Genomic DNA, 19,345 nt, shown 5'->3' with positions numbered 1-19,345 from the left:
ACCCGCCGGGGCGAGCGGCTCGTGTGCTCTTCGTACGAGCGCGGGCGGGCGCACAGTGAGGCGCATGAGCCCCATGAAGAGCCAGAACGTGTCGCGGGTGGTGCTCGCCTCCGGGGTGGGCGCGGTCCTCGCGGCGACGGCCCTGCTGTACCTGCCGGAGCTCCTGGACGGCGGCCCGCCGCGCCCGCCGAGCCCCGCCGAGCGGGCGGCGAGCGCGGCCCACGCGGGGGCCCCGGCGGCCCTGCCGGACCTGGTGGCGCTGATCGGGGACCGCGAGGAGTGGCTGCGGGAGAACCCGGACGACGCGCCGTCGTGGGCGGTGCTGGGCGCGGCCTACACGGAGCGGGGCGTCCGGCTCGGGGACGCGCGGGACCTGTCGCGGGCCGGGCGGGCGCTGGACCGGTCGCTGGCGGAGCTGCCGGCGGAGCGGGGGAACCTGGACGCGCAGCTCGGCCTCGGGGTCCTCGCGGGGGCCCGGGGCGACTGGAAGGGCGCGAAGGAGTGGGGCGAGCGGGTCCGCAAGGCCGCGCCCCGGCGGTGGAACACCTACCCGCTGCTCATCGACGCCTACAACGGCCTGGGGGACCGGCCGGCGGCCCGGAAGGCGATGGAGCGCCTGGAGGAGCTGCACGGCGGGGCGGTGGTGCGGGGGCGGGCGGCGCAGGTCTACCGGGACCGGGGCTGGCGGGAGGACGCGGACGCCACGGCGCTGGACGCGGCGGCGCTGGCGGCCACGGACGCGGAGCGGGCGGCGGCGCACACCCGGCTCGGGCAGTTCGCGTGGGAGCGGGGCGAGGCGGCGGAGGCGCTGGAGCGGTACGGGACGGCGCTGCGGTTCGTCCGGGACCACGGGCCGGCGCTGGCGGGCCGGGCGCGGGCGCTGGCGGTGCTGGGACGGACCGACGAGGCGCAGCGGGACTGGCGGGCGGCGCTGGCCCGCCAGCCGCTGCCGGAGTACGTCCTGGAGGCCGGGGAGCTGGCCGAGTCGCTGGGCCTGGACGGGGACGCGCGGGCGGCGTACGAGCGCCTGCGGAGCGGGAGCTGGGCCTCGCCGCAGGCCGAGGTGGTGCTGGGGCTGCTGGACGCGGACCACGGCGCCCCGGGGGCGGCGGTGGCCCGGCTGCGGGCCGCGTGGGCGGAGGGCCGCCGGTCGGTGGCGGTGGCGGACGCGCTGGGCTGGGCGCTGTTCCGGGCGGGCGAGCCGGAGAAGGCGCTGCCGTACGCCCGGCAGGCGGTCGAGGAGGGCCCGCGGAGCGCCCCGTTCACGTACCACCTGGGCGAGATCGAGCGGGCGCTCGGGCGGACGGGACGGGCGCGCCGGCACCTGGAGGAGGCGCTGCGGATCCACCCGGCGTTCTCGCCGCTGCACGCGCCCCGCGCGGCGGCGGCGCTCGCGCGGCTGGGCGAGCCGGATCCCGGCGTGGTCCCGGAGGACGCGCTGTCGGAGGAGGACCTGAAGCGGCTCGCGGCGTCGGGGGAGCGAGAGGGGGCGCGGGAGAAGGAGGAGGCGGTCCCGGAGGCCGCGGAGGAGCAGGAGACGCCGAAGGCCCAGAGGACCCGGAAGGCGCAGGGGACGCCGGAGGAGGCGAGGGCGCCGGAGGAGGCGGAGGCCTCCCGGGGGACGGGGTGACCTCTCGCGTCCGGGCGGGCCCCGTGCCCCGCCCGGACGCGACGGCCGGTCCTACAGGTTGCCGCGCTTGTCCTGCTCGCGCTCGATGGCCTCGAAGAGGGCCTTGAAGTTGCCCTTGCCGAAGCCCATGGAGCCGTGGCGCTCGATCATCTCGAAGAAGACGGTCGGGCGGTCCTGGACCGGCTTGGTGAAGATCTGGAGCAGGTAGCCGTCCTCGTCGCGGTCGGCGAGGATCTTCAGCTCGCGCAGCTCGTCGATCGGCACGCGGGTGTCGCCGACCCACTCGCCGAGGGTGTCGTAGTAGGCGTCCGGGACGGACAGGAACTCGACGCCGGCGGCGCGCATCGCGCGCACGGTGGCGACGATGTCGTTGGTGGCGAGGGCGATGTGCTGGACGCCGGGGCCGTTGTAGAACTCGAGGTACTCGTCGATCTGCGACTTCTTCTTCGCGATCGCCGGCTCGTTGATCGGGAACTTCACCTTCTTGGTGCCGTCCGCGACGACCTTCGACATGAGGGCGGAGTACTCGGTGGCGATGTCGTCGCCCACGAACTCCTTCATGTTGGTGAAGCCCATGACGTCGTTGTAGAACGCCACCCACTCGTTCATCTTCCCGAGCTCGACGTTGCCGACGCAGTGGTCGATCGCCTGGAAGGTGCGCTTGGCCGGCGGCTCGACCATCGGGGCGGCGGCGGTGTAGCCGGGGAGGTACGGACCGGTGTAGCCGGAGCGCTCGACCAGGGTGTGGCGGGTCTTGCCGTAGGTGGCGATGGCGGCGAGGACGACGGTGCCGTGCTCGTCCTCCAGCTCGTGCGGCTCGACCAGGCCGGTGGCGCCCTGCGCGACGGCGTGGGCGTACGCGGCGCGGGCGTCGGGGACCTCGATGGCGAGGTCGATCACGCCGTCGCCGTGCTCGGCGACGTGCTCGTCGAGGAAGCGGCCCCAGTCGGTGGTCGCCTTGATGACGGAGGTGAACACGAAACGGGCGTTGCCGTTGGTGAGGACGTAACTGGCGGTCTCGCGGCTGCCGTTCTCCGGTCCGGAGTAGGCGACCAGCTTCATGCCGAAGGCCGTGGAGTAGTAGTGCGCGGCCTGCTTGGCGTTGCCGACGGCGAAGACGACCGCGTCCATGCCCTTCACCGGGAAGGGGTCGGCCTCACGCGCGGTGGAAGGGGTGTGGTCAAGGGTCTCAGTCATGGGAGCAGGGTCCCGCCGACGCGCAAGGTGCGCAATAGTTCGCCGCAGGGGTGGGCAATCTGTACAGCGATGAGCGAGCATGGCCGGGCGACTTGTACATCGTGACCATTCGGAGGGCGCTGTGGCGATCGATCATCTGGACGGGCGGCTGATCGTGCTTCTGGCACGGGAGCCGAGGATCGGCGTCCTGGAGGCCTCGCGGCGGCTGGGGGTCGCCCGGGGGACCGTCCAGGCGCGGCTCGACCGGCTCCAGGCGAGCGGGGTGATCCGCGGTTTCGGCCCGCAGGTGGACCCGGCGGCGCTCGGGTACCCGGTGACCGCCTTCGCGACGCTGGAGATCAAGCAGGGGCAGGGCGCGGACGTGCGGGAGCACCTGGCGACGGTGCCGGAAGTGCTGGAGCTGCACACGACGACGGGCCACGGGGACATGCTGTGCCGGCTGGTGGCGCGGTCCAACGCCGACCTCCAGCGGGTGATCGACAAGGTGGTGGCCTTCGAGGGGATCGTGCGGGCGTCGACGGCGATCGTGATGGAGAACGCGGTGCCGCTGCGGATCATCCCGCTGGTGGAGCAGGCGGCGGGCGGGGAGCCGGAGTAGCCCCGGAGCGGCGCTCCGCGCGGAGCCGGAGCGGTCCCGGGGCGACGGCACCCGAGTTGCAAAGAAGGTGTTGCAAAGAAACCCTTGCAACGCCTTCTTTGCATGTCTACGCTCAGGGCATGCCCGAGCCCGAGAAGGCCGCGAAGGCCCCGCAGGAGCACGAGACCTGCGTGCTCGACCCGCGCTCCCTGCGCGGCCTCGCCCACCCCCTCCGCATGCAGCTCCTCCGCGCCCTGCGCCACCACGGGCCGGCCACCGCCTCCCAGCTCGCCGAACGCCTCGGCGAGTCCAGCGGCGCCACCAGCTACCACCTGCGCCAGCTCGCCGCCCACCGCTTCGTCGAGGACGACCCGAGCCTCGGCAAGGGGCGCGAGCGCTGGTGGAAGGCGGTCGGGCAGGGCATCCGCTGGGACGAGTCGCTCCACTCCGACCCCGACCCGGACGTGCGCGGCGCCGCCGACCTCCTCCTGCACGAGGTGGCGAGCAACCACACCCAGGAGCTGTCCACCTGGATCGCCACCCGGCACGACTGGCCCGCCTGGGCCGGCGCGTCCGACCTGAGCGACTTCACCCTGCGGCTCCCGCCCGCGGCCGCGCGCGAGCTCGGCGAACGCCTGCACGCGCTGATCGAGGAGTACCGGGACTCCCCCGGGGCCGGCGCGCCGGACGCCGCGCGCGTCCGCCTCCACCTGCACGCGTTCCCCCAGCACGAGGACTGACCCGGCACGAGGCCCGGCCCGGCACGAGGACCGGCCCGGGACCCGGCCCGGCCTGGGTCCGGCCCGGCCCGGGACCCGGCACCGGCCGCCACGGGCCCGTCGCGCGGGGCCTCCGCACCCGCACCTCCCGCACCGCCGACCGATTCCACGGAAGGGACCGCGAGACATGCACGCCGACGTCCACCACCTCCTGCACCGGATGACCGCCGCCGAGGCCCACCGGCGGGCCGCCGCCCCCCGGGCGACCCCGCCCGGCGTCCGGCCCGTCACCCGGCGCCTTCCTCCGGGCGGCCCGAGCGGACCGGGCGGCCCCGCCGTCGCCCTCGCCGCGTGAGCGCCGACGGCCGGGCCGACAGGCGGCCCCTGCTCACCGTCCTGACCGCCAACGCCATCTCCATAGCGGGCAATTCGCTCACCCTCATCGGCGTCCCGTGGTTCGCCCTGGAGACCACCGGCAGCCCCGGCAAGGCCGGCTTCGTCGCCTTCTGCGCCGCGCTGCCGGTCGTCGTCTCGGCGATCGCAGGCGGGCCCGTCGTCGACCGGATCGGGCGGCGCCGGATCGGCATCGCCTCCGACCTGGTCTGCGGGCTCGCCCTCGCCGCGATCCCGCTGCTGCACCACGCCGGGCTCCTCTCGTACGGGACGCTGTGCGCCCTGATGGCCCTCAACGGCCTCTTCCACGCCCCCGGCGAGACGGCCAGGTACGTCCTCGTGCCCGATCTCGCCGAGCGGGCCGGGACGCCGCTGGCCCGCGCCGCGAGCCTGTACGACGCGGTCTCGCGCGGGGCCCGGATGGGCGGCGCCGCGCTGGCCGGGGTCCTGGTGGCGACGGTCGGCGCGGACACCGTGCTCCTCCTCGACGCGGCGACCTTCGGCGTCTCCGCCGTGCTGACGGCGGCCGGACTGCGCGGGCTCGCCGCCGCCGCGCCGCGCCGCGACGGGCCGCCGCTCTCCCCCGAGCGCTACCGCGCCGACCTCCGCGAGGGGTACGCCCACCTCTTCGGCGACCGGCTCATGCTCGGCATCATGCTCATGGTCATGGTCACCAACGGCCTGGCGCTGAGCTGGAGTTCGGTGCTGCTGCCGCTGCACGCCCGGGAGCACCTGGGCGGCCCGGCGATGCAGGGCCTGCTGGTGGCCGTCTTCGCGGGCTGCGCGCTCGCCGCGGCGCTGCTCTACGGCGCCGTGGGCCACCGCTTCCCCCGCCGGACGGTCTTCACGGCCGGCTTCCTCCTCGCCGGCGCCCCCCTCTTCGTGGTGGCGGCGACGACGGAGACGGTGGCGCCGCTGCTGCTCACGGCGGCGGCGGCCGGGCTCGGCGCCGGGGTGCTCAACCCGATCCTGGCGACCGTCATGTACGAGCGGGTGCCGGAGGAGCTGCGCAGCCGGGTGGCGGGCGCCAGCACCGCGGGGGTCCTGATGGCGACCCCGCTGGGAGGTCTGGTGACGGGCCTGCTGGTCGAGCGGGCGGGCCTGACGGCGACCCTGCTCGGTGTCGCCGCGCTCTACTTCCTGGTGACGCTCGCCCCGGCGGTCTTCCCCGCCTGGCGCGGCCTGGACGCGAAGCCGGCCGCGGCGGGCCCCGCTAGCAGAACGGGACCTTCGACTCCTGTCCCTGCCCCAGGGCCCGCAGGGACGCCACCGCGTCGTTGAGGGTGCCGACGGGCACGAGCCGCATGCCGTCCGGGAGTTCGGCCTGCGCGTCGGAGCACTCGTCCTTCGGGACGAGGAAGACGGTGGCGCCGTCGCGGTAGGCGGCCTGGGTCTTCAGGGAGACCCCGCCGACCGCTCCGACCTTGCCGTCCGGCGTGATCGTGCCCGTACCGGCGACGCTCCTGCCGCCGGTGAGGTCGCCGCCGTCGCCGTCGCCGTCGAGCTTGTCGACGATCCCGAGGGCGAAGAGCAGCCCGGCGCTCGGCCCGCCGACGTCGGCGAGGTGCAGCTCCACCTTCACCCGCTCCGGGTCCAGGCCGAGGTGGTCGAGGGCGGCGAGCGCGGCGGCGTCCTGGGACTCCTTCATCTGCCCGAGGTTCCGCTTCTCGATCTCCGCGTCGGACTTCCCCGGCGGATAGACGGAGTCGTGGGGCAGCACCGCCCGGTCCGCGCGGAACCAGGCGTCGGCCACGTCCCCCAGGTCCACGTCCGTGCCGGGGCCGGTGGCGAGGATCGTCGTCATCCGCAGCTGTCCGGTGGTGGGCCGCACCGGGGCGCCGGTGATCGTGATGACCTCCCGCCCCTTGACCTCCCCGAGGACGTCGGCGGTGGTCCCGGGCTGGGCGATGGCGAACGGCAGCGGCGCGAGCCCCGCCACGGCGACCAGGGCGACGACGGGCACGGCGCACGCCGCGAGCACACGGGACCGGGGCATACGGGAGAGACGCGAGAGCACGCACCCAATCTACTGGGCCGGGATCGGCGGCGGGCGCGGCCCGGGACGCGCCGGGGGCACCCGCGGTCCCACGGGTGCCCCCGGCACGGCGCCCGGAGCGCTCCGGGCGCTCCCGGCCGCCCGGCACCGTCCCTGGGGGCGGGGCCCGCGGACGCGGCTAGCGCAGCGCGTCCGCGACCTCGCGGGCCGCGTCGACGACGCGGGGGCCGACGCGCTCCGGCACGGCGTCGGCCAGCATGACGACGCCGACGCTGCCCTCGATGCCGGTGACGCCGACCAGGGGCGCCGCGGCGCCGCTCGCGCCCGCCTCCAGCTCGCCGTGGGTGAGGGTGAAGCCGGGGTCGATCAGGGTGCCCTGGCGGGCGGCGAGTATCGCCCGGCCGGCCGCGCCCCGGTCCAGCGGGTGGCGGAAGCCGGCCCGGTAGGCCACGTGGTAGTCCGTCCAGGTGGGCTCGACGACGGCGACGGCGAGCGCCTCCGCCCCGTCGACGAGCGTGAGGTGGGCGGTCGCGCCGATGTCCTCGGCGAGCGAGCGCAGCGCGGGCAGGGCCGCCTCCCGCACCAGCGGGTGGACCTGGCGGCCGAGGCGCAGCACGCCGAGGCCGACGCGGGCCCGGCCGCCCAGGTCGCGGCGGACGAGGGCGTGCTGTTCCAGGGTGGCGAGCAGACGGTAGACCACGGTCCGGTTGACTCCGAGTTTGTTGGACAACTCGGTGACGGTCAGGCCGTGGTCGGTGTCGGCGAGCAGCTTGAGGACTCTGAGTCCTCTGTCGAGCGTCTGGGAGGTCTCCGCGGTCACGACGCCCTCTCCTTCGAAAGTGAGTGGCGGCGGGCTCCCACGGGGTTCACGGCGCCGGTCCCGTCGGCGACGCACGTCAGAGGCCGCCGGCAGGAAGGGGTACACCGGCTGCGCTCCGCGGCGGCGCTGCCACGGGGCGGTTGCTTTGTGCCGGGACAGTAGCGACCCGCTCCGCTCAGCGGAAGACCTCGTCCAGAATCCGGGCGCCGACGACCGGATGCGGACGGTTCAGGACCTTCGTCGGCCCTCCTCGGGACTTTGGCTGACAGATACGGCTATGTCGTGCCCGTAGCGTGGAGGGTGCCGGACGGCCGTCCGTGGGGGCCGGCCCCGGCTTCGCGGCCCGCCCCGCGCGGGACGCGAAGGAGGCCCGTACGACCGCCGTCGTACGGGCCTCCCTCACGTTCCGGGCCGGCCGGTCACCGCATCCGGGTGGCCCACTCCTGCACCTTCTTGATCCGCTCGCGGATCTGGCCGGCGGTGGCCTCCGCGCTCGGCGGGCCGCCGCAGACGCGGCGCAGCTCGGTGTGGATCACGCCGTGCGGCTTGCCGCTCTGGTGCACGTAGGCGCCGACCATCGTGTTGAGCTGCTTGCGCAGCTCCAGGAGCTCCTTGTGGGAAACGACGGGGCGGCGCTCCGCCGGAAGCTCCAGCAGGTCCGCCTCGGTGTCCGGCCGCTTGCGGCTGTGCGCGATCTGCCGGGCCTGCCGCTTCTGGAGGAGCAGCTGGACCTGGTCGGGTTCGAGGAGGCCGGGGATGCCGAGGTAGTCCTGCTCCTCCTCGCTGCCGGGGTGGGCCTGCATGCCGAACTCGGCGGCGTTGTAGAGGACGCGGTCGAAGACGGCGTCGGACTCCAGCGCCTCGAAGGGCAGCATGTCCTGCTCGCCGGTGTCCTCGTCCTGGAGCTTCTCGGCCTCCGCGAGCTCCTTCTCGGACTCCGCGTACGGGTCCTCCTCGCCCTGCTTCTTCGGCTTGTCGAGGACGTGGTCGCGCTCGACCTCCATCTCGCTGGCGAAGCCGAGGAGGCTGGGGATGGTCGGAAGGAACACGGAGGCGGTCTCGCCGCGCCTGCGCGATCGCACGAAGCGGCCGACGGCCTGCGCGAAGAAGAGCGGCGTCGAGATCGTCGTCGCGTAGACGCCGACGGCGAGGCGGGGCACGTCGACGCCTTCCGACACCATGCGGACGGCGACCATCCAGCGGTCGGTGTTCTCGCTGAACTCGTCGATGCGGTCCGAGGCGGCGGCCTCGTCCGAGAGCACGACGGTGGCCTTGGTGCCGGTGATCTCGCGGATCAGCTTGGCGTAGGAGCGGGCCGAGTCCTGGTCGGAGGCGATGACCAGGCCGCCGGCGTCCGGGATCGACTTGCGGACCTCGGTGAGGCGCTGGTCGGCGGCGCGGAGCACGTTCGGCATCCAGTCGCCGCGCGGGTCGAGCGCGGTGCGCCAGGCCTGCGAGACCGCGTCCTTGGTCATCGGCTCGCCGAGCCGGGCGGCGATCTCGTCGCCGGCCTTCGTCCGCCAGCGCATGTTGCCGCTGTAGGAGAGGAAGATGACCGGCCGGACGACGTTGTCGCCGAGCGCGTTCCCGTATCCGTAGGTGTAGTCGGCGGAGGAGCGCCGGATGCCGTCGTTCCCCTCCTCGTACGTCACGAAGGGGATCGGGTTGGTGTCGGAGCGGAAGGGCGTGCCGGTGAGGGCGAGCCGCCGGGTGGCGGGCTCGAAGGCCTCCAGGCAGGCCTCGCCCCAGGACTTCGAATCTCCGGCGTGGTGGATCTCGTCGAGGATGACGAGGGTCTTGCGCTGTTCGCAGCGGTTGCGGTGGAGCATGGGCCGTACGCCGACGCCGGCGTAGGTGATGGCGACGCCGTCGTACTCCTTGCTGAGCGGCCCGGCGCTGTACTCCGGGTCCAGCTTGATCCCTATGCGCGCCGCGGCGGCCGCCCACTGCTTCTTCAGGTGCTCGGTGGGGGCGACGACCGTGACCTGCTGCACCACGTGGTGGTGCAGCAGCCAGGACGCGAGGGTCAGGGCGAAGGTGGTCTTGCCGGCGCCGGGCGTGGCGACCGCGAGGAAGTCACGGGGCTGTTCCTGGATGTACTTCTCCATCGCGCCCTGCTGCCAGGCTCGCAGCTTGCTGGCGGTGCCCCAGGGAGCACGGCCGGGAAAGGCGGGAGAGAGGTGATGAGAGGAGGTGGCGGTGGTAGTCACGATCTCCGGTTCGACGCTCGTCCAGATATGACAACCGGGCCACCTTACCGGCGGCCCGGCCGGAACCTCGATCGCACACGGGGCGGGTGCGACTCAGCTCACGTCGGGGGCCATCAGCTCGCGCAGCCCCTGCGCGATCGTCTTCACCTCGTCGAGCGCGCCGGTGGCGACGTCGACGACCAGGCGTTCCGCCGCGTCGATGTCCGGTCGCAGCCGGACGCCGTTCATGGCGAGGAAGGTGACGCAGGAGAGCCACGCCGTGCGCTTGTTCCCGTCGACGAACGAACGGTTGACCGCGAGGGAGTGGAGCAGCGCGGCGGCCTTGCCGACGGGGTCGGGATACGCCTCCTCGCCGAAGACGGCCGCGGACGGCCTGTGCACCGCCGACTCCAGCAGCCCCGCGTCACGCACGACGACGACCTGGTCGTCGACCGCGTATCCGGCGATGACCAGGACGTCCTCGGCGGAGAGGTGGACGCAGGTCACTTGAGCCGCTCCATCAGCTCGTGCCACTTGGCCGCCTGCTCCCTGGCCGTCTTCCGCACGATCGCCTCCTGCGCGGTGCGCGCGAGGTAGTCGTCCACCGCCTTGAGGAGGAGCGCGTGCATGCTCGTGCCCTCCTGCTCGGCGCGCTGCTTGAGGGCTTCCGTCTGGTCGTCGCGAAGACGCAGGTTCATGGCCATACCAGAACGGTACCGACATGGGGCCAGAGTGGTACTACTCGCCGGGGCGTCCGTCCCGCAGCCGCGTCGCGACCCACGCCCCCGCCGCCGCGACCCCCGCCATCGGCAGGAAGACGACCGCGAACGCCCCCGGGTGGGACGCCTCGGAGGCGGTGGAGGCCACCGCGTGGCCGACCGCGCCGCCGCCGAGGGCGGCGAAGGCCGCGCCGCCCGCCGCGAGCAGCAGGACGTTGGAGAGCCCGTCCGAGATCTGGAGCGCGGCCGAGTTCGCGCCCGCCTCCTCCGGCGGGGACAGCTTCATCAGCAGCACGCTCGTCGAGGCGATCACCACGCCCATGCCGAGGCAGCCGACGGCCCAGGCGGCCGCGACCACCCACACCGGCACCCCCGGCAGCAGCACGCTGGGCGCGGCCGCGATGGCCAGGGCGACCAGCAGCATCCCGAGCACGACCAGCCGCTCCCGGTAAGGCTCCGTCCACGGCCGCGACTGGATCCAGGAGCCGAGGGCCCAGGTCAGGCCGCCGAGGGCCAGCGAGAGCCCGGCGAGGGTCGGGCTGAGGCCGCGCTGGGTGACGAGCATCAGCGGGACGAAGGACTCGGCCGCGATGAAGGACCCGGCGGCCACGCCCCGCAGCAGGACCACGGACGGCAGCCCGCGCGCCGCCCGGACCGTGCCGCGCGGCAGCAGCCCCCGCACGGCCGGCACGAGCAGCGCCGCGCCCGCGGCGGCCGGCAGCAGCGACAGCCAGCGCAGCTCCTGCCCCGCGTACTGGAGCAGCCCGGCGCCCGCCGAGATCGCGAGCGCCAGCAGGATCCTGCGCCGGTCCCAGGGCGCGACGGGCGCCGACGGGTCGGCGGGCCCGGAGGCGGTCCGGCGGATCGCCGGCAGGGCGAGGGCGAGCGGCAGCACGACGAGCGCCGGGATCCCGACGAAGACCCACCGCCACCCCAGGTGCTCGGTGACCGTCCCGGAGGCGAGGGGGCCGACCACGGACGGCACCACCCAGGCCGCGGCGAAGGCCGCCATGATCGCGGGCCGCAGGTGCTCGGCGTACGCCCGGCTGACGACCACGTACAGCGCGACGATCACCAGCCCACCCCCGAGCCCCTGCACGGCCCGCCCGAGGACGAACACCCACATCGCCGCGGCCGTCCCCGACAGCAGCAGCCCCGCCGCGAAGGCGCTCATCCCGGCCGTCAGCGGCACCAGCGGCCCGCTCCGGTCGGACCACTGCCCGGCGACGACCATCCCGAAGAGGCTGGTCGTGAAGTACGCGGAGAAGGCGAAGGCGTACACGGACACCCCGTCCAGCTCCCGCGCGGCCACCGGCATCGCCGTGCCGACCGCCGTCGCCTCGAAGGCGATCAGCAGCACGACGGAGACGATGCCGATGCTGAGCGCCCGGTGGGCTCCGTCCAGGACGGAGCCGCGGGGCACGTCGACGGATACGGGTCCGCTTCCGGGTCCGGCGACGGTGCCGGCCTCACGGGGTTCGAGGGCGCTCATCCCCACAGGGTAAGGGCCGTATCCCCAGATGACCCCTGTCGCGGGTCGTAGCCGCCCTTCCCCCTTTGGTCCTACGCCCCTACTCGGGCAACGGCGTGAAGACCGGCTCCGCGTCCAGCCCGGCATCGTTCTCGCAGCCGAGCTTCCGGACGACGGCGAGGGTGACGGAGTGCAGCACGGTGAGGGTGGCCTCGCGGACGGGGACGGTGTCGGGGAGCTCGGACCGGCTGACTCCCAGCGCTCCCCAGATTTTGGCGGGACGCTTGTCGGACCCGGGGAAGCGGGGGCTGACGCAGTTGACGTAGAGATGCGCGTCGTCCGGCCCGGACAGTGCTTCCACCCCCATGTCGTACGGATGGAGAGTCGCCGCGTGCTGGTCCCCGTGAAGATTGATGTCCCTCCAGAAACGGAAGTCGACGGTGACCCTGGCCGAACTCGTGGAGGGACTGGCTTTGCACAGGGAACGCCTCTGGGTGCGCCCCTCGCTCTTCGGGTAGTCCGCGATCAGCTCGTCCGTACTCCGTTGCAGTCCGCCCCTCGGATCGTGGTCGAACCGCTTCGTCCTGAGCACCGTCTCCAGGGCGCGGGCCGCGTCCGGCGACAGCGTGTCGTCGCACTGCTGCTCGGCTCTCACCCGCTCCGGCTCGGGCTCCTCGCTCCCGCCGCACGCGGCGACCAGGAGGCACAGCACCACTCCGGAAGTGGCGCCCCTGAGCGCCTTTCCCGCGGACAGTCTCGACAGCCTCACCCGATCACTCCGTCTCCGGTCCGTTGCCGACCTGCACGGCGAGCGAGCCGCCCTTCTCGTAGCCGAGGTCCACGGCCATGCCGAGGTGCGCCTCGAACGACTCGCTCCCCTGCCCCCGGTGGGCATCGGCGAAGTGCCTCACGGGAGACTCTGCGCTGTGCCTGCCGTCTCTGTAGACGGCCTCCTTGTCCTCGTCGGCCTTGTCCTCCGTGGCGTCCTTGTACTCCTCGTTGGACTTCTCGGACCAGTCTCCGACGACCACCCCCGCAAGCGTCTCCATGGCGCCGGCGCCCGAGTCGACGGCGAGTGGGACGAGGATCGCGGCCGCTCCCGCCGCCGCGGCGGTGGCGGGCACGAAGGCGACTCCGGCCGCGATGGCGGTCGCCGCTCCGAGTTGCACCCACGCGCCCTTCTCTTCCTGCGCCTTCTCGTAGTCCTCGATGGCCTTCGCGCCCTCGGCCTTGATCTGCTCGGCACGAGACGCGTCCAGCACGCCCTGAAGCTGGGCCCCCGTGCCCGCGGCCTTGAGGGCGTCGCCCTCGTTGATCCGCCCGTCGGCACCGACCTGCGCCTCCAGCATGCTCGTGGTGTAGAGGCGATCCGCGGTGGACATCGTCGCGTACGCGTCCGGATGCTGGCCCAGGACCGTCAGGAAATCGACGGCCTTGCCCTGACCGAACACGGGGTGCAGCTCCGCGATGCCGGCGGCTTCCTTCAGCGACTTGCCCTCGACGTCAGGGGCATAGGGGGAGTTCGGGTCGTTCTCGGCGAGGGCCCAGCTGAGGTCGTCGATGTACCCGGCCCCCATGGCGCCCAAGCTGTCGGCGAGGGCCGAGTGGTGCTTCTTGACGAGTTCTGCGCCCTCGGCGTACTTCTCCACCACGTCCGTCATGATCCCGGCCGTCGTCGCGTCCCTCCGGAGCTCGGGGTCCGGATCGTCCCAGGCGTGCCCGAGCGTCGCCGCCTCCAGCGCGTGCCCCAGCGCGTCCGGCATGAAGTCCCTGGACTTCGCGGCGTCGTCGCCGACGACGTGGTCCGAGAAGGACGTGTACTTCTCGTCGGTGAAAACGTCCAGGTAACGGCCGATGGCTTTGCCGTCCTTGTCCTTCCCCAAATCCAGCGTCCCGCCCGCGCTCCCGTCCCGTTCGTACGCCGTCGGTTCGGCCGAGAAGAACTGCTTCGCCGCCTCCGGGCTGTGCCCGAGTGCCTCCAGGACGGGGATCACCGGGTCGTAGCCGTGGCCGTTGGTGCCGGACGGGTTGTACGTGCCCAGGGCGCGGGGGCCCATCAGCACGCGGTCGGGGGTGAAGAGGTCCGGTTCCCTGGCGTGGAGCTGGGTGACGTGCTCGGCGAGGGGGACGAGGAACTTCGGGTGGTAGTCGCCGTAGCGCAGGAGGCCGCCGAGCAGCTGGTAGCCGTAGGGGCCGACGGCGTCGGGCCGCGAGGGGAGCGGGACGCGTTCGGTGCCGAGCTTCCGCAGCTCGGCGGACCACTCCTCGGCCCATCTCCCGTCGCCGCGCGTGGCGTTCGCGAGGTTGAGGCCCAGGTTCTCCTGGAGGGCCCGGACGTCCGCCAGGCGCTCCGCGTCCTTCTCCTCCGAGCCCTGCCCGGCGGTGTCGGCCGCGAGTTCGCCGAAGAACTCCAGCGCGCCCTTGGCGCCGAGCCGGTCGTAGAAGGCGCGGGAGAAGGCCCCCGCCTTCCGGTTGTCGGCGAGCAGTTCGTTGAGCTGCTCCAGCTCCGCGTGGGTGAGTTTCCGTCCCTTCGCGGCCAGTTCGGCCGCCCGGGCGGCCTCCTCGGCGTCGAGGCCGGTGTACTTCGGCGCGCTGAAGTCGTGGCCACCGCCGTCCATGTTGGCGCGCAGGGCGTTCGCGCAGGCCGTGTCGGCGTCGTCGCAGGTCTCGACGACGGCGTCGATGCGCCGTTTCAGGGCCTCGATCGCGGCCAGTTCCTTGCGCAGGACGAGGGCGAAGTCGGGGTCGCGGCGGGCGGCGGCGTCCTCCCCGGCCGGGCTGCGGGCCTCGACGGTTCCGTCGGGCCGCACGACCAGTCCCTGGGCCGGGGCGTCGGTCTCGACGATCCGCTTCAACTCCCTCTGGGCCTTCCCGAAGGCGTGGTGGCCTTCTTCGAGGACCTTGCGGACGCCCTCGGCCGCCTTGGCGGCGTCCCTGAACTCCTGGGCGGTTCTGTCGATGAAGGGTTTGGTGACCTCGGCGTTCAGGCCCTGCCAGTCCTCGGACCTGGCCTGGTCGGCCATCGTCAGGCGGGCGTCCAGGCCGAGCTCGTCGAGCCTGCGCTTCATCTCGGCCCAGCGGTCCACCGCGTCCTTCAGCCGGGCGAGCGGCGCCCGGTACACGTCGTCGAAGGTGAGCACCTTTTCCCGCTCCTACTTGATGTACTCGCTGATCTTGGACAGGGAGAGGGAGGTGGCGACCTCCGCGTCGTCCTCGGCGTGCGAGGCGACGCTGTGGTCGAGGTGGTTGGAGATGTGCGCGACCGCGTCGAGCAGCGTCCGGAGCTGTGCGGACCAGGCGTCCCGGACGGTCTCCAGGGCCGCACCGGTGCGGAAGCCGTGGGACTTCAGCGCGGTCGCCGCCTCCGACGTGTCCGTACGGGCGTGGTTGCCGTCCTTCGCCAGCCGGCCGTGGAGCGCGTAGGCGGCGCGGCCGATCCCGCCGAGGTGGTCCTGCCGCACGGAGAGGCCGGCGCCCGGGCTCCAGCGCCCCGGATCGGCGGGAAGCCCGGCGAGCCTCGTCGCGGTGTCCCTCGCGGTGTCCTTCGCCGTGGCCCACTCGTCCTCGAACGACATGCTTCCCCCTCGGTCCGCCCCTGAGGCACCGGAGTTTACGCACGCACACGGACGCGCACAGATGTGTGCGGCGAAATCCGGACTCGCCCGGAAAACCCGGCCCTTGCTCCCCAGCAGGCCCTTCTCCGCGCATGCATGAACGTTCACTCGTGCTATCGGCCACCGTTCCCCGCGCCGAATCCATCAGGTCCGCCCGCCGTTCCGTGAACGGCGTGTGGCAGGCGCGTTGCAGTCCCGTGGCGCGGCCCCGATGTCTCTTGAGCCGCTCCTCCGCGCCCCCTAACGTCGTCGTTGTCGCCACACCGACACGACCGTGTGCCCGAGTGGTTCAGGGGCTCGTCTGCAAAGCGAGTGACGCGGGTTCGAATCCCGCCACGGTCTCCACTTCCCCCGTCCGTACGGCCTTCACCGGACGCACGGGAGGCCGCGCTCCACCCCGCGCCGGCCGCGCCCTCCGCACCCTGCCGCGCCTCCGGCCGCGGAGGACCGGCGGCGAAGCCCCGCCGCGTCCTCGGTAGGCTCGTCACGCCCCCGTCGTCACGGGCGGCCGGAGAGAACAGCCGGAACGGCGGGGGGACGGACGGGTGGGAACGGCGCGCGCGCACGAGGCCTCCGGTCCCGGACCGTCCGGCCGGATCGGCCCCTACCGGCTGATCACCCGGCTCGACCCGCCGCACTCCCCCGCCGCCCTGCCCTGCCGCCGCTTCGTCGCCCGGGGCGCCGAGGGGGAGACCGTCCTGCTCAGCGCGGCGCTGCCCGGGCGCGATCCGCGCGGCTTCGCCGCCGAGGCAGAGGGGGCGCGACGGCTGCCCGCGCCCTGGTTCGAGCCGGTCGGCCGGGTGTCGGGGCCGGACGCGCGACAGGCCTGGTACGCCTCGCCGTTCCGGCCCGCGCTGCCCCTGCCCGTCGCCCTCGCCGTGCACGGCGGGCCGCTGCCGGAGGCGACCGTACGGGCCGTCGGCGCGGCGCTCGCCGAGGGCCTGGCCGCCGCCCACGCCCAGGGCCTCACGCACGCCGGGATCTCCCCGGCCGCCGTCCTGCTGACCGCCGACGGCCCCCGCCTCGGCTGCCACGGCGCCGTCCGGGCGGCCGGGCCCGACGGGGTCCCGCGCGCCGGGATCCCCGGCCTCGACCCCGGCGCGCTCGCGCCGGAGCAGGCCGCGGGCGGGCGGCCCCGCCCGCCGGGCGACGTGTTCGCGCTCGGCGCCGTCCTCGCGTACGCCGCCACCGGTCACACCGTCCCCGAGAGCTCCGAACTCCCGCCCTCCCTGCGCCCCGTGGTCCTCTCCTGCCTCACCCGGGACCCCGCGCACCGGCCCACCGCCGCCGCCCTCCTCCCCGCCCTCGCCCCGCCCGCCCCGCACGCCACCGTGCTGAACGCGGCGTCCTCGCTGCTCGCGCCCGGCTGGCTGCCGGGCCGCGTGGTGGCGGCCCTCGCCCGCCAGTCCGCCGAACTCCTCGCGGCGGAGACGGCGGTGGAGACGGCGGGTACGGCGGCGGGGACGGCGGGGGCACGCGCGCGGACGGAGCCCCCGGCGTCCGCCGGTCCCGCCGGCCCCGTCCGTCCCGCCGACGCCCACCGGTCCGCCGCCTTCCCGACCGCCCCGGCCTCACCGACCGCCCCAGTCTTCCCGACCGCCCCGGCCTCACCGACCGCCCCAGTCTTCCCGACCGCCCCGGCCTCACCGGCCTCGCCGGCCTCGCCGACCGTCCCGGCCTCACCCGGCGCGCCCCTCTCCCCCGGAACCCCCGGAACCCCCGTGCCCCCCGGCCCACCCGGCTCCCCCACCGTGCCCGCCGCCCGCCCGAACGACCCCCGACGGACCTGAAGCCGATGCTGTCGCCCCTGACCCACGACGATCCCGACGCGATCGGTACGTACCGGCTGCTCGCCCGCCTCGGTTCCGGCGGCATGGGCACGGTCTACCTGGGCCGCTCCCCCGGTGGCCGCACGGTCGCGCTGAAGACGCTGCACGCCCGGCTCGCCGCCGATCCGGTGTTCCGGGGGCGGTTCCGGCTGGAGACCGACGCGGCCCGGATCATCGGCGGGCGGCACGGCGCGGCCGTCGTCGACGCCGATCCGCTGGCGGACACGCCCTGGCTGGCCACCGAGTACGTGCTGGGGCCGCCGCTCGACCGGGCGGTGGGGCTGGGCGGGCCGCTGCCCGAGCCGACCGTCCGGGCGCTGGGCGCCGCGCTCGCCGGGGCGCTCGGGCAGCTGCACGCCTCGGACGTGGTGCACCGGGACCTGAAGCCCTCCAACGTCCTCGTCACCGCGTACGGCCCGAAGATCATCGACTTCGGCATCGCCCGCGCGGCCGGCGACGACCGGATGACCCGGGCGGGAGCGGCGGCCGGCACCCCCGCGTACATGTCGCCGGAACAGGCGGGCGGCCTCGAACACACCCCGGCCGGCGACGTGTTCGCCCTCGCCGGGGTGCTGCTCTTCGCCGCCGCCGGCCACGGCCCCTTCGGCGGCGGCGCCCCCGCCGACCTGCTCTACCGCGTCCGGTACGCCGAACCGGACCTGACCGGCCTCCCGCCCGCCCTGCTGCCGCTGGTCTCCGCCTGTCTGGCGAAGGACCCGGCGGCCCGCCCCACCACGGCCGAGCTCACCGCCCGTCTCCACGACGGACAGGGCGAGTTCGCCGACCACCTGCCGCCCGTCGTGCTCGCCGACATCGCCCGCCGGGCCACCGACGTGTGGCTGCCGCACCCCGACCGCCTCCCGGCGCCCGAGGAGGACCCGTACGCGGAGACCGGGGCCGGCCCGCGGACCCGCCCCGCCCCCTCCCGGCGCCGTTTCCTCGCGCTCGGCGGCGGACTCGCCGGCCTCGCCGCGGCGGGCGCGGGCGCCGCGCTCTGGGCGACCCGGGACACGGGCCGGTCCACCGGCGCCCAGCTGCCGAAGGCCCCGCTGCTCGGCGACGCCCCCGACTCGCTCTGGAACGCGACCGTGCTCCTCCCCGAGGTGACGGCGGAGCGCGGCTTCCCGCTGGTCGCGGGCGACCGGGTCGCGGTCCTCGCCGGGCTCGGCATCGCCTTCACGGACGTCGGCTCGGGCGAGACGACGGGCGTCTGCACGGTCGACACGGTCTGGCGGGCGCTCGCCACCGACGGGCGCGAGGTGTACGCCGTCCCCCGCAAGCCGCAGGACGACCACCACGAACTGGCCGTGCACACCGTCGACACCGGCCGCTACGCGCTCCGCGGGCCCGGCGTCCGGGTCCGGGGCCTCAACGCCAACATGGCGACGACCCAGCTCGCCTGCGTCGCCGACGGGATCGCCTACCTGGCGGGCGCCACCGGCACCCGCGCCGACTTCGGCGAGGCGGCGCTCGTCGCCCTCGACCTCCGCACCGGCCGCGAGCTGTGGCGCACCCGGCCGGCCGATCCGAGGGAGGACACGCCGCCGTTCATCGGCGCCGTCGTCCGCGACGGACTGTTCCTCGCCTTCGAGCGCTCCGCCGACATCCAGAACTTCTCCCCGCCGCTGCTCGTCGTCCGCGACGCCCGCACCGGCGCCGTCCGCTGGAAGCAGGCCGTCCGCTACGCCTCGGAGCGGCCCTGCCTCGACGACACCCACGTCTACGTCGGCGGCCCCGACCTCGTCGCGTACCGGCTGGCCGACGGGAAGGAGGCGTGGCGGCTGCGGGGTCCCGACGACGACGGCCTGTACGCGCCCCCGGCGCTCCGCGACGGGACCGTGTACGCGGTGACCGAGCGGGGGGCGCACGCCGTCGCGGCGGACACGGGGAAGGTGCGGTGGCGGGAGGAGGCCCCGCGGGACAACCCGGCGTCGCCCGTCTCGGAGCAGTACCTCGCCGTGGGTCCCGGGCACCTCTTCTACCGGAGCCGGCTCGGTCTCGCCGCGCTGGACCTGGGGACCCGCCGCCGGTCCTGGGTCTACCAGACGGAGGCCGACCACCTGGTCGAACTCCCCGAGCGGGACAGGATGTTCGGCATCGGCGCCGATTCCCTCGTCGCGCTCCCCCTGAACTGAACCGCCCCGCCCCGCCGGGCTGCCCCCCGAACCGAACCGCCCCGCTCCCCCGACAG

At 74.5% G+C, this 19,345-nt stretch carries 17 protein-coding genes and 1 tRNA gene; 8 read left to right on the top strand and 10 right to left on the bottom strand.

Translation table 11 applies throughout. The annotated features are described in order from the left end of the window. Positions 1-64: 64 nt before the first annotated feature. Entirely contained in the window at positions 65-1,630 is a 1,566-nt protein-coding gene (locus tag IE287_RS03225; RefSeq protein ID WP_189847340.1) for a tetratricopeptide repeat protein, read from the top strand. A 51-nt stretch (positions 1,631-1,681) separates the two neighbouring features. Here IE287_RS03225 and hppD read toward each other — a convergent pair whose 3' ends face one another. Beyond that, on the bottom strand, positions 1,682-2,827 hold the full coding sequence (gene hppD, locus IE287_RS03220; protein ID WP_189847339.1) for a 4-hydroxyphenylpyruvate dioxygenase: 1,146 nt from the start codon (positions 2,825-2,827) through the stop codon (positions 1,682-1,684). 121 nt (positions 2,828-2,948) lie between these two features. Between hppD and IE287_RS03215 the strand changes: the two genes are divergently transcribed. From IE287_RS03215 to IE287_RS03200, 4 genes are all read left to right on the top strand, one after another. Next, entirely contained in the window at positions 2,949-3,425 is a 477-nt protein-coding gene (locus IE287_RS03215) for an Lrp/AsnC family transcriptional regulator (protein WP_043228120.1), read from the top strand. Between the two features lie 119 nt (positions 3,426-3,544). Continuing rightward, positions 3,545-4,144 carry a winged helix-turn-helix domain-containing protein gene (locus IE287_RS03210; RefSeq protein ID WP_189847338.1) on the top strand — a complete coding sequence of 200 codons (600 nt, stop codon included), beginning with the start codon at positions 3,545-3,547 and terminating at the stop codon, positions 4,142-4,144. 166 nt (positions 4,145-4,310) lie between these two features. Next, the gene (locus IE287_RS03205; protein ID WP_189847337.1) at positions 4,311-4,478 is read left to right on the top strand and encodes a hypothetical protein; all 168 of its coding nucleotides are present in this window, start codon (positions 4,311-4,313) and stop codon (positions 4,476-4,478) included. Then, positions 4,475-5,797 (top strand): MFS transporter, encoded by a 1,323-nt coding sequence (locus IE287_RS03200; protein WP_189847336.1) that lies wholly within the window; start codon positions 4,475-4,477, stop codon positions 5,795-5,797. The genes IE287_RS03205 and IE287_RS03200 overlap by 4 nt, the downstream gene beginning before the upstream one ends. On the opposite strand, the gene IE287_RS03195 is transcribed toward IE287_RS03200, so the two are convergent. The 9 genes from IE287_RS03195 to IE287_RS03155 all read right to left on the bottom strand — a co-directional run bounded on the left by IE287_RS03195 (position 5,730) and on the right by IE287_RS03155 (position 15,286). Then, positions 5,730-6,512 carry a S16 family serine protease gene (locus tag IE287_RS03195; RefSeq protein ID WP_189847335.1) on the bottom strand — a complete coding sequence of 261 codons (783 nt, stop codon included), beginning with the start codon at positions 6,510-6,512 and terminating at the stop codon, positions 5,730-5,732. The genes IE287_RS03200 and IE287_RS03195 overlap by 68 nt on opposite strands. A 178-nt stretch (positions 6,513-6,690) precedes the next feature. After that, positions 6,691-7,332, bottom strand: a complete 642-nt coding sequence (locus IE287_RS03190) for an IclR family transcriptional regulator (protein WP_189847334.1) — start codon at positions 7,330-7,332, stop codon at positions 6,691-6,693. Positions 7,333-7,751: 419 nt separating this feature from the next. Continuing rightward, a complete protein-coding gene (locus IE287_RS03185; protein WP_189847736.1) occupies positions 7,752-9,545 on the bottom strand; it encodes a DEAD/DEAH box helicase in 1,794 nt (597 codons plus the stop codon). A 90-nt stretch (positions 9,546-9,635) separates the two neighbouring features. Further along, positions 9,636-10,028 carry a type II toxin-antitoxin system death-on-curing family toxin gene (locus IE287_RS03180; protein WP_189847333.1) on the bottom strand — a complete coding sequence of 131 codons (393 nt, stop codon included), beginning with the start codon at positions 10,026-10,028 and terminating at the stop codon, positions 9,636-9,638. Next, positions 10,025-10,225, bottom strand: coding sequence for a ribbon-helix-helix protein, CopG family (locus IE287_RS03175; RefSeq protein WP_189847332.1), 201 nt, complete (start codon positions 10,223-10,225; stop codon positions 10,025-10,027). The genes IE287_RS03180 and IE287_RS03175 overlap by 4 nt, the downstream gene beginning before the upstream one ends. A gap of 34 nt (positions 10,226-10,259) precedes the next feature. Then, entirely contained in the window at positions 10,260-11,732 is a 1,473-nt protein-coding gene (locus IE287_RS03170; protein ID WP_189847331.1) for an MFS transporter, read from the bottom strand. A 79-nt stretch (positions 11,733-11,811) separates the two neighbouring features. Further along, positions 11,812-12,480, bottom strand: a complete 669-nt coding sequence (locus tag IE287_RS03165; RefSeq protein ID WP_189847330.1) for a hypothetical protein — start codon at positions 12,478-12,480, stop codon at positions 11,812-11,814. Positions 12,481-12,484: 4 nt separating this feature from the next. Beyond that, the gene (locus tag IE287_RS03160) at positions 12,485-14,851 is read right to left on the bottom strand and encodes a hypothetical protein (protein WP_189847329.1); all 2,367 of its coding nucleotides are present in this window, start codon (positions 14,849-14,851) and stop codon (positions 12,485-12,487) included. 12 nt (positions 14,852-14,863) lie between these two features. Continuing rightward, positions 14,864-15,286, bottom strand: a complete 423-nt coding sequence (locus IE287_RS03155) for a hypothetical protein (protein ID WP_189847328.1) — start codon at positions 15,284-15,286, stop codon at positions 14,864-14,866. A gap of 309 nt (positions 15,287-15,595) precedes the next feature. On the opposite strand from IE287_RS03155, the gene IE287_RS03150 reads away from it, so the two are divergent. The 3 genes from IE287_RS03150 to IE287_RS03140 all read left to right on the top strand — a co-directional run bounded on the left by IE287_RS03150 (position 15,596) and on the right by IE287_RS03140 (position 19,289). Beyond that, positions 15,596-15,670 (top strand) — tRNA-Cys (locus IE287_RS03150). A 200-nt stretch (positions 15,671-15,870) separates the two neighbouring features. After that, the gene (locus tag IE287_RS03145) at positions 15,871-17,115 is read left to right on the top strand and encodes a protein kinase family protein (RefSeq protein ID WP_373307793.1); all 1,245 of its coding nucleotides are present in this window, start codon (positions 15,871-15,873) and stop codon (positions 17,113-17,115) included. A 5-nt stretch (positions 17,116-17,120) separates the two neighbouring features. Beyond that, a complete protein-coding gene (locus IE287_RS03140) occupies positions 17,121-19,289 on the top strand; it encodes a serine/threonine-protein kinase (protein ID WP_189847327.1) in 2,169 nt (722 codons plus the stop codon). Positions 19,290-19,345 lie beyond the last annotated feature (56 nt).

Source organism: Streptomyces omiyaensis (assembly GCF_014650895.1).
GTDB classification, from domain to species: Bacteria; Actinomycetota; Actinomycetes; order Streptomycetales; family Streptomycetaceae; genus Streptomyces; species Streptomyces omiyaensis.
The sequence above is the reverse complement of the archived record's forward strand: the minus strand, read 5'-3'. Positions and strand labels throughout refer to the sequence as shown.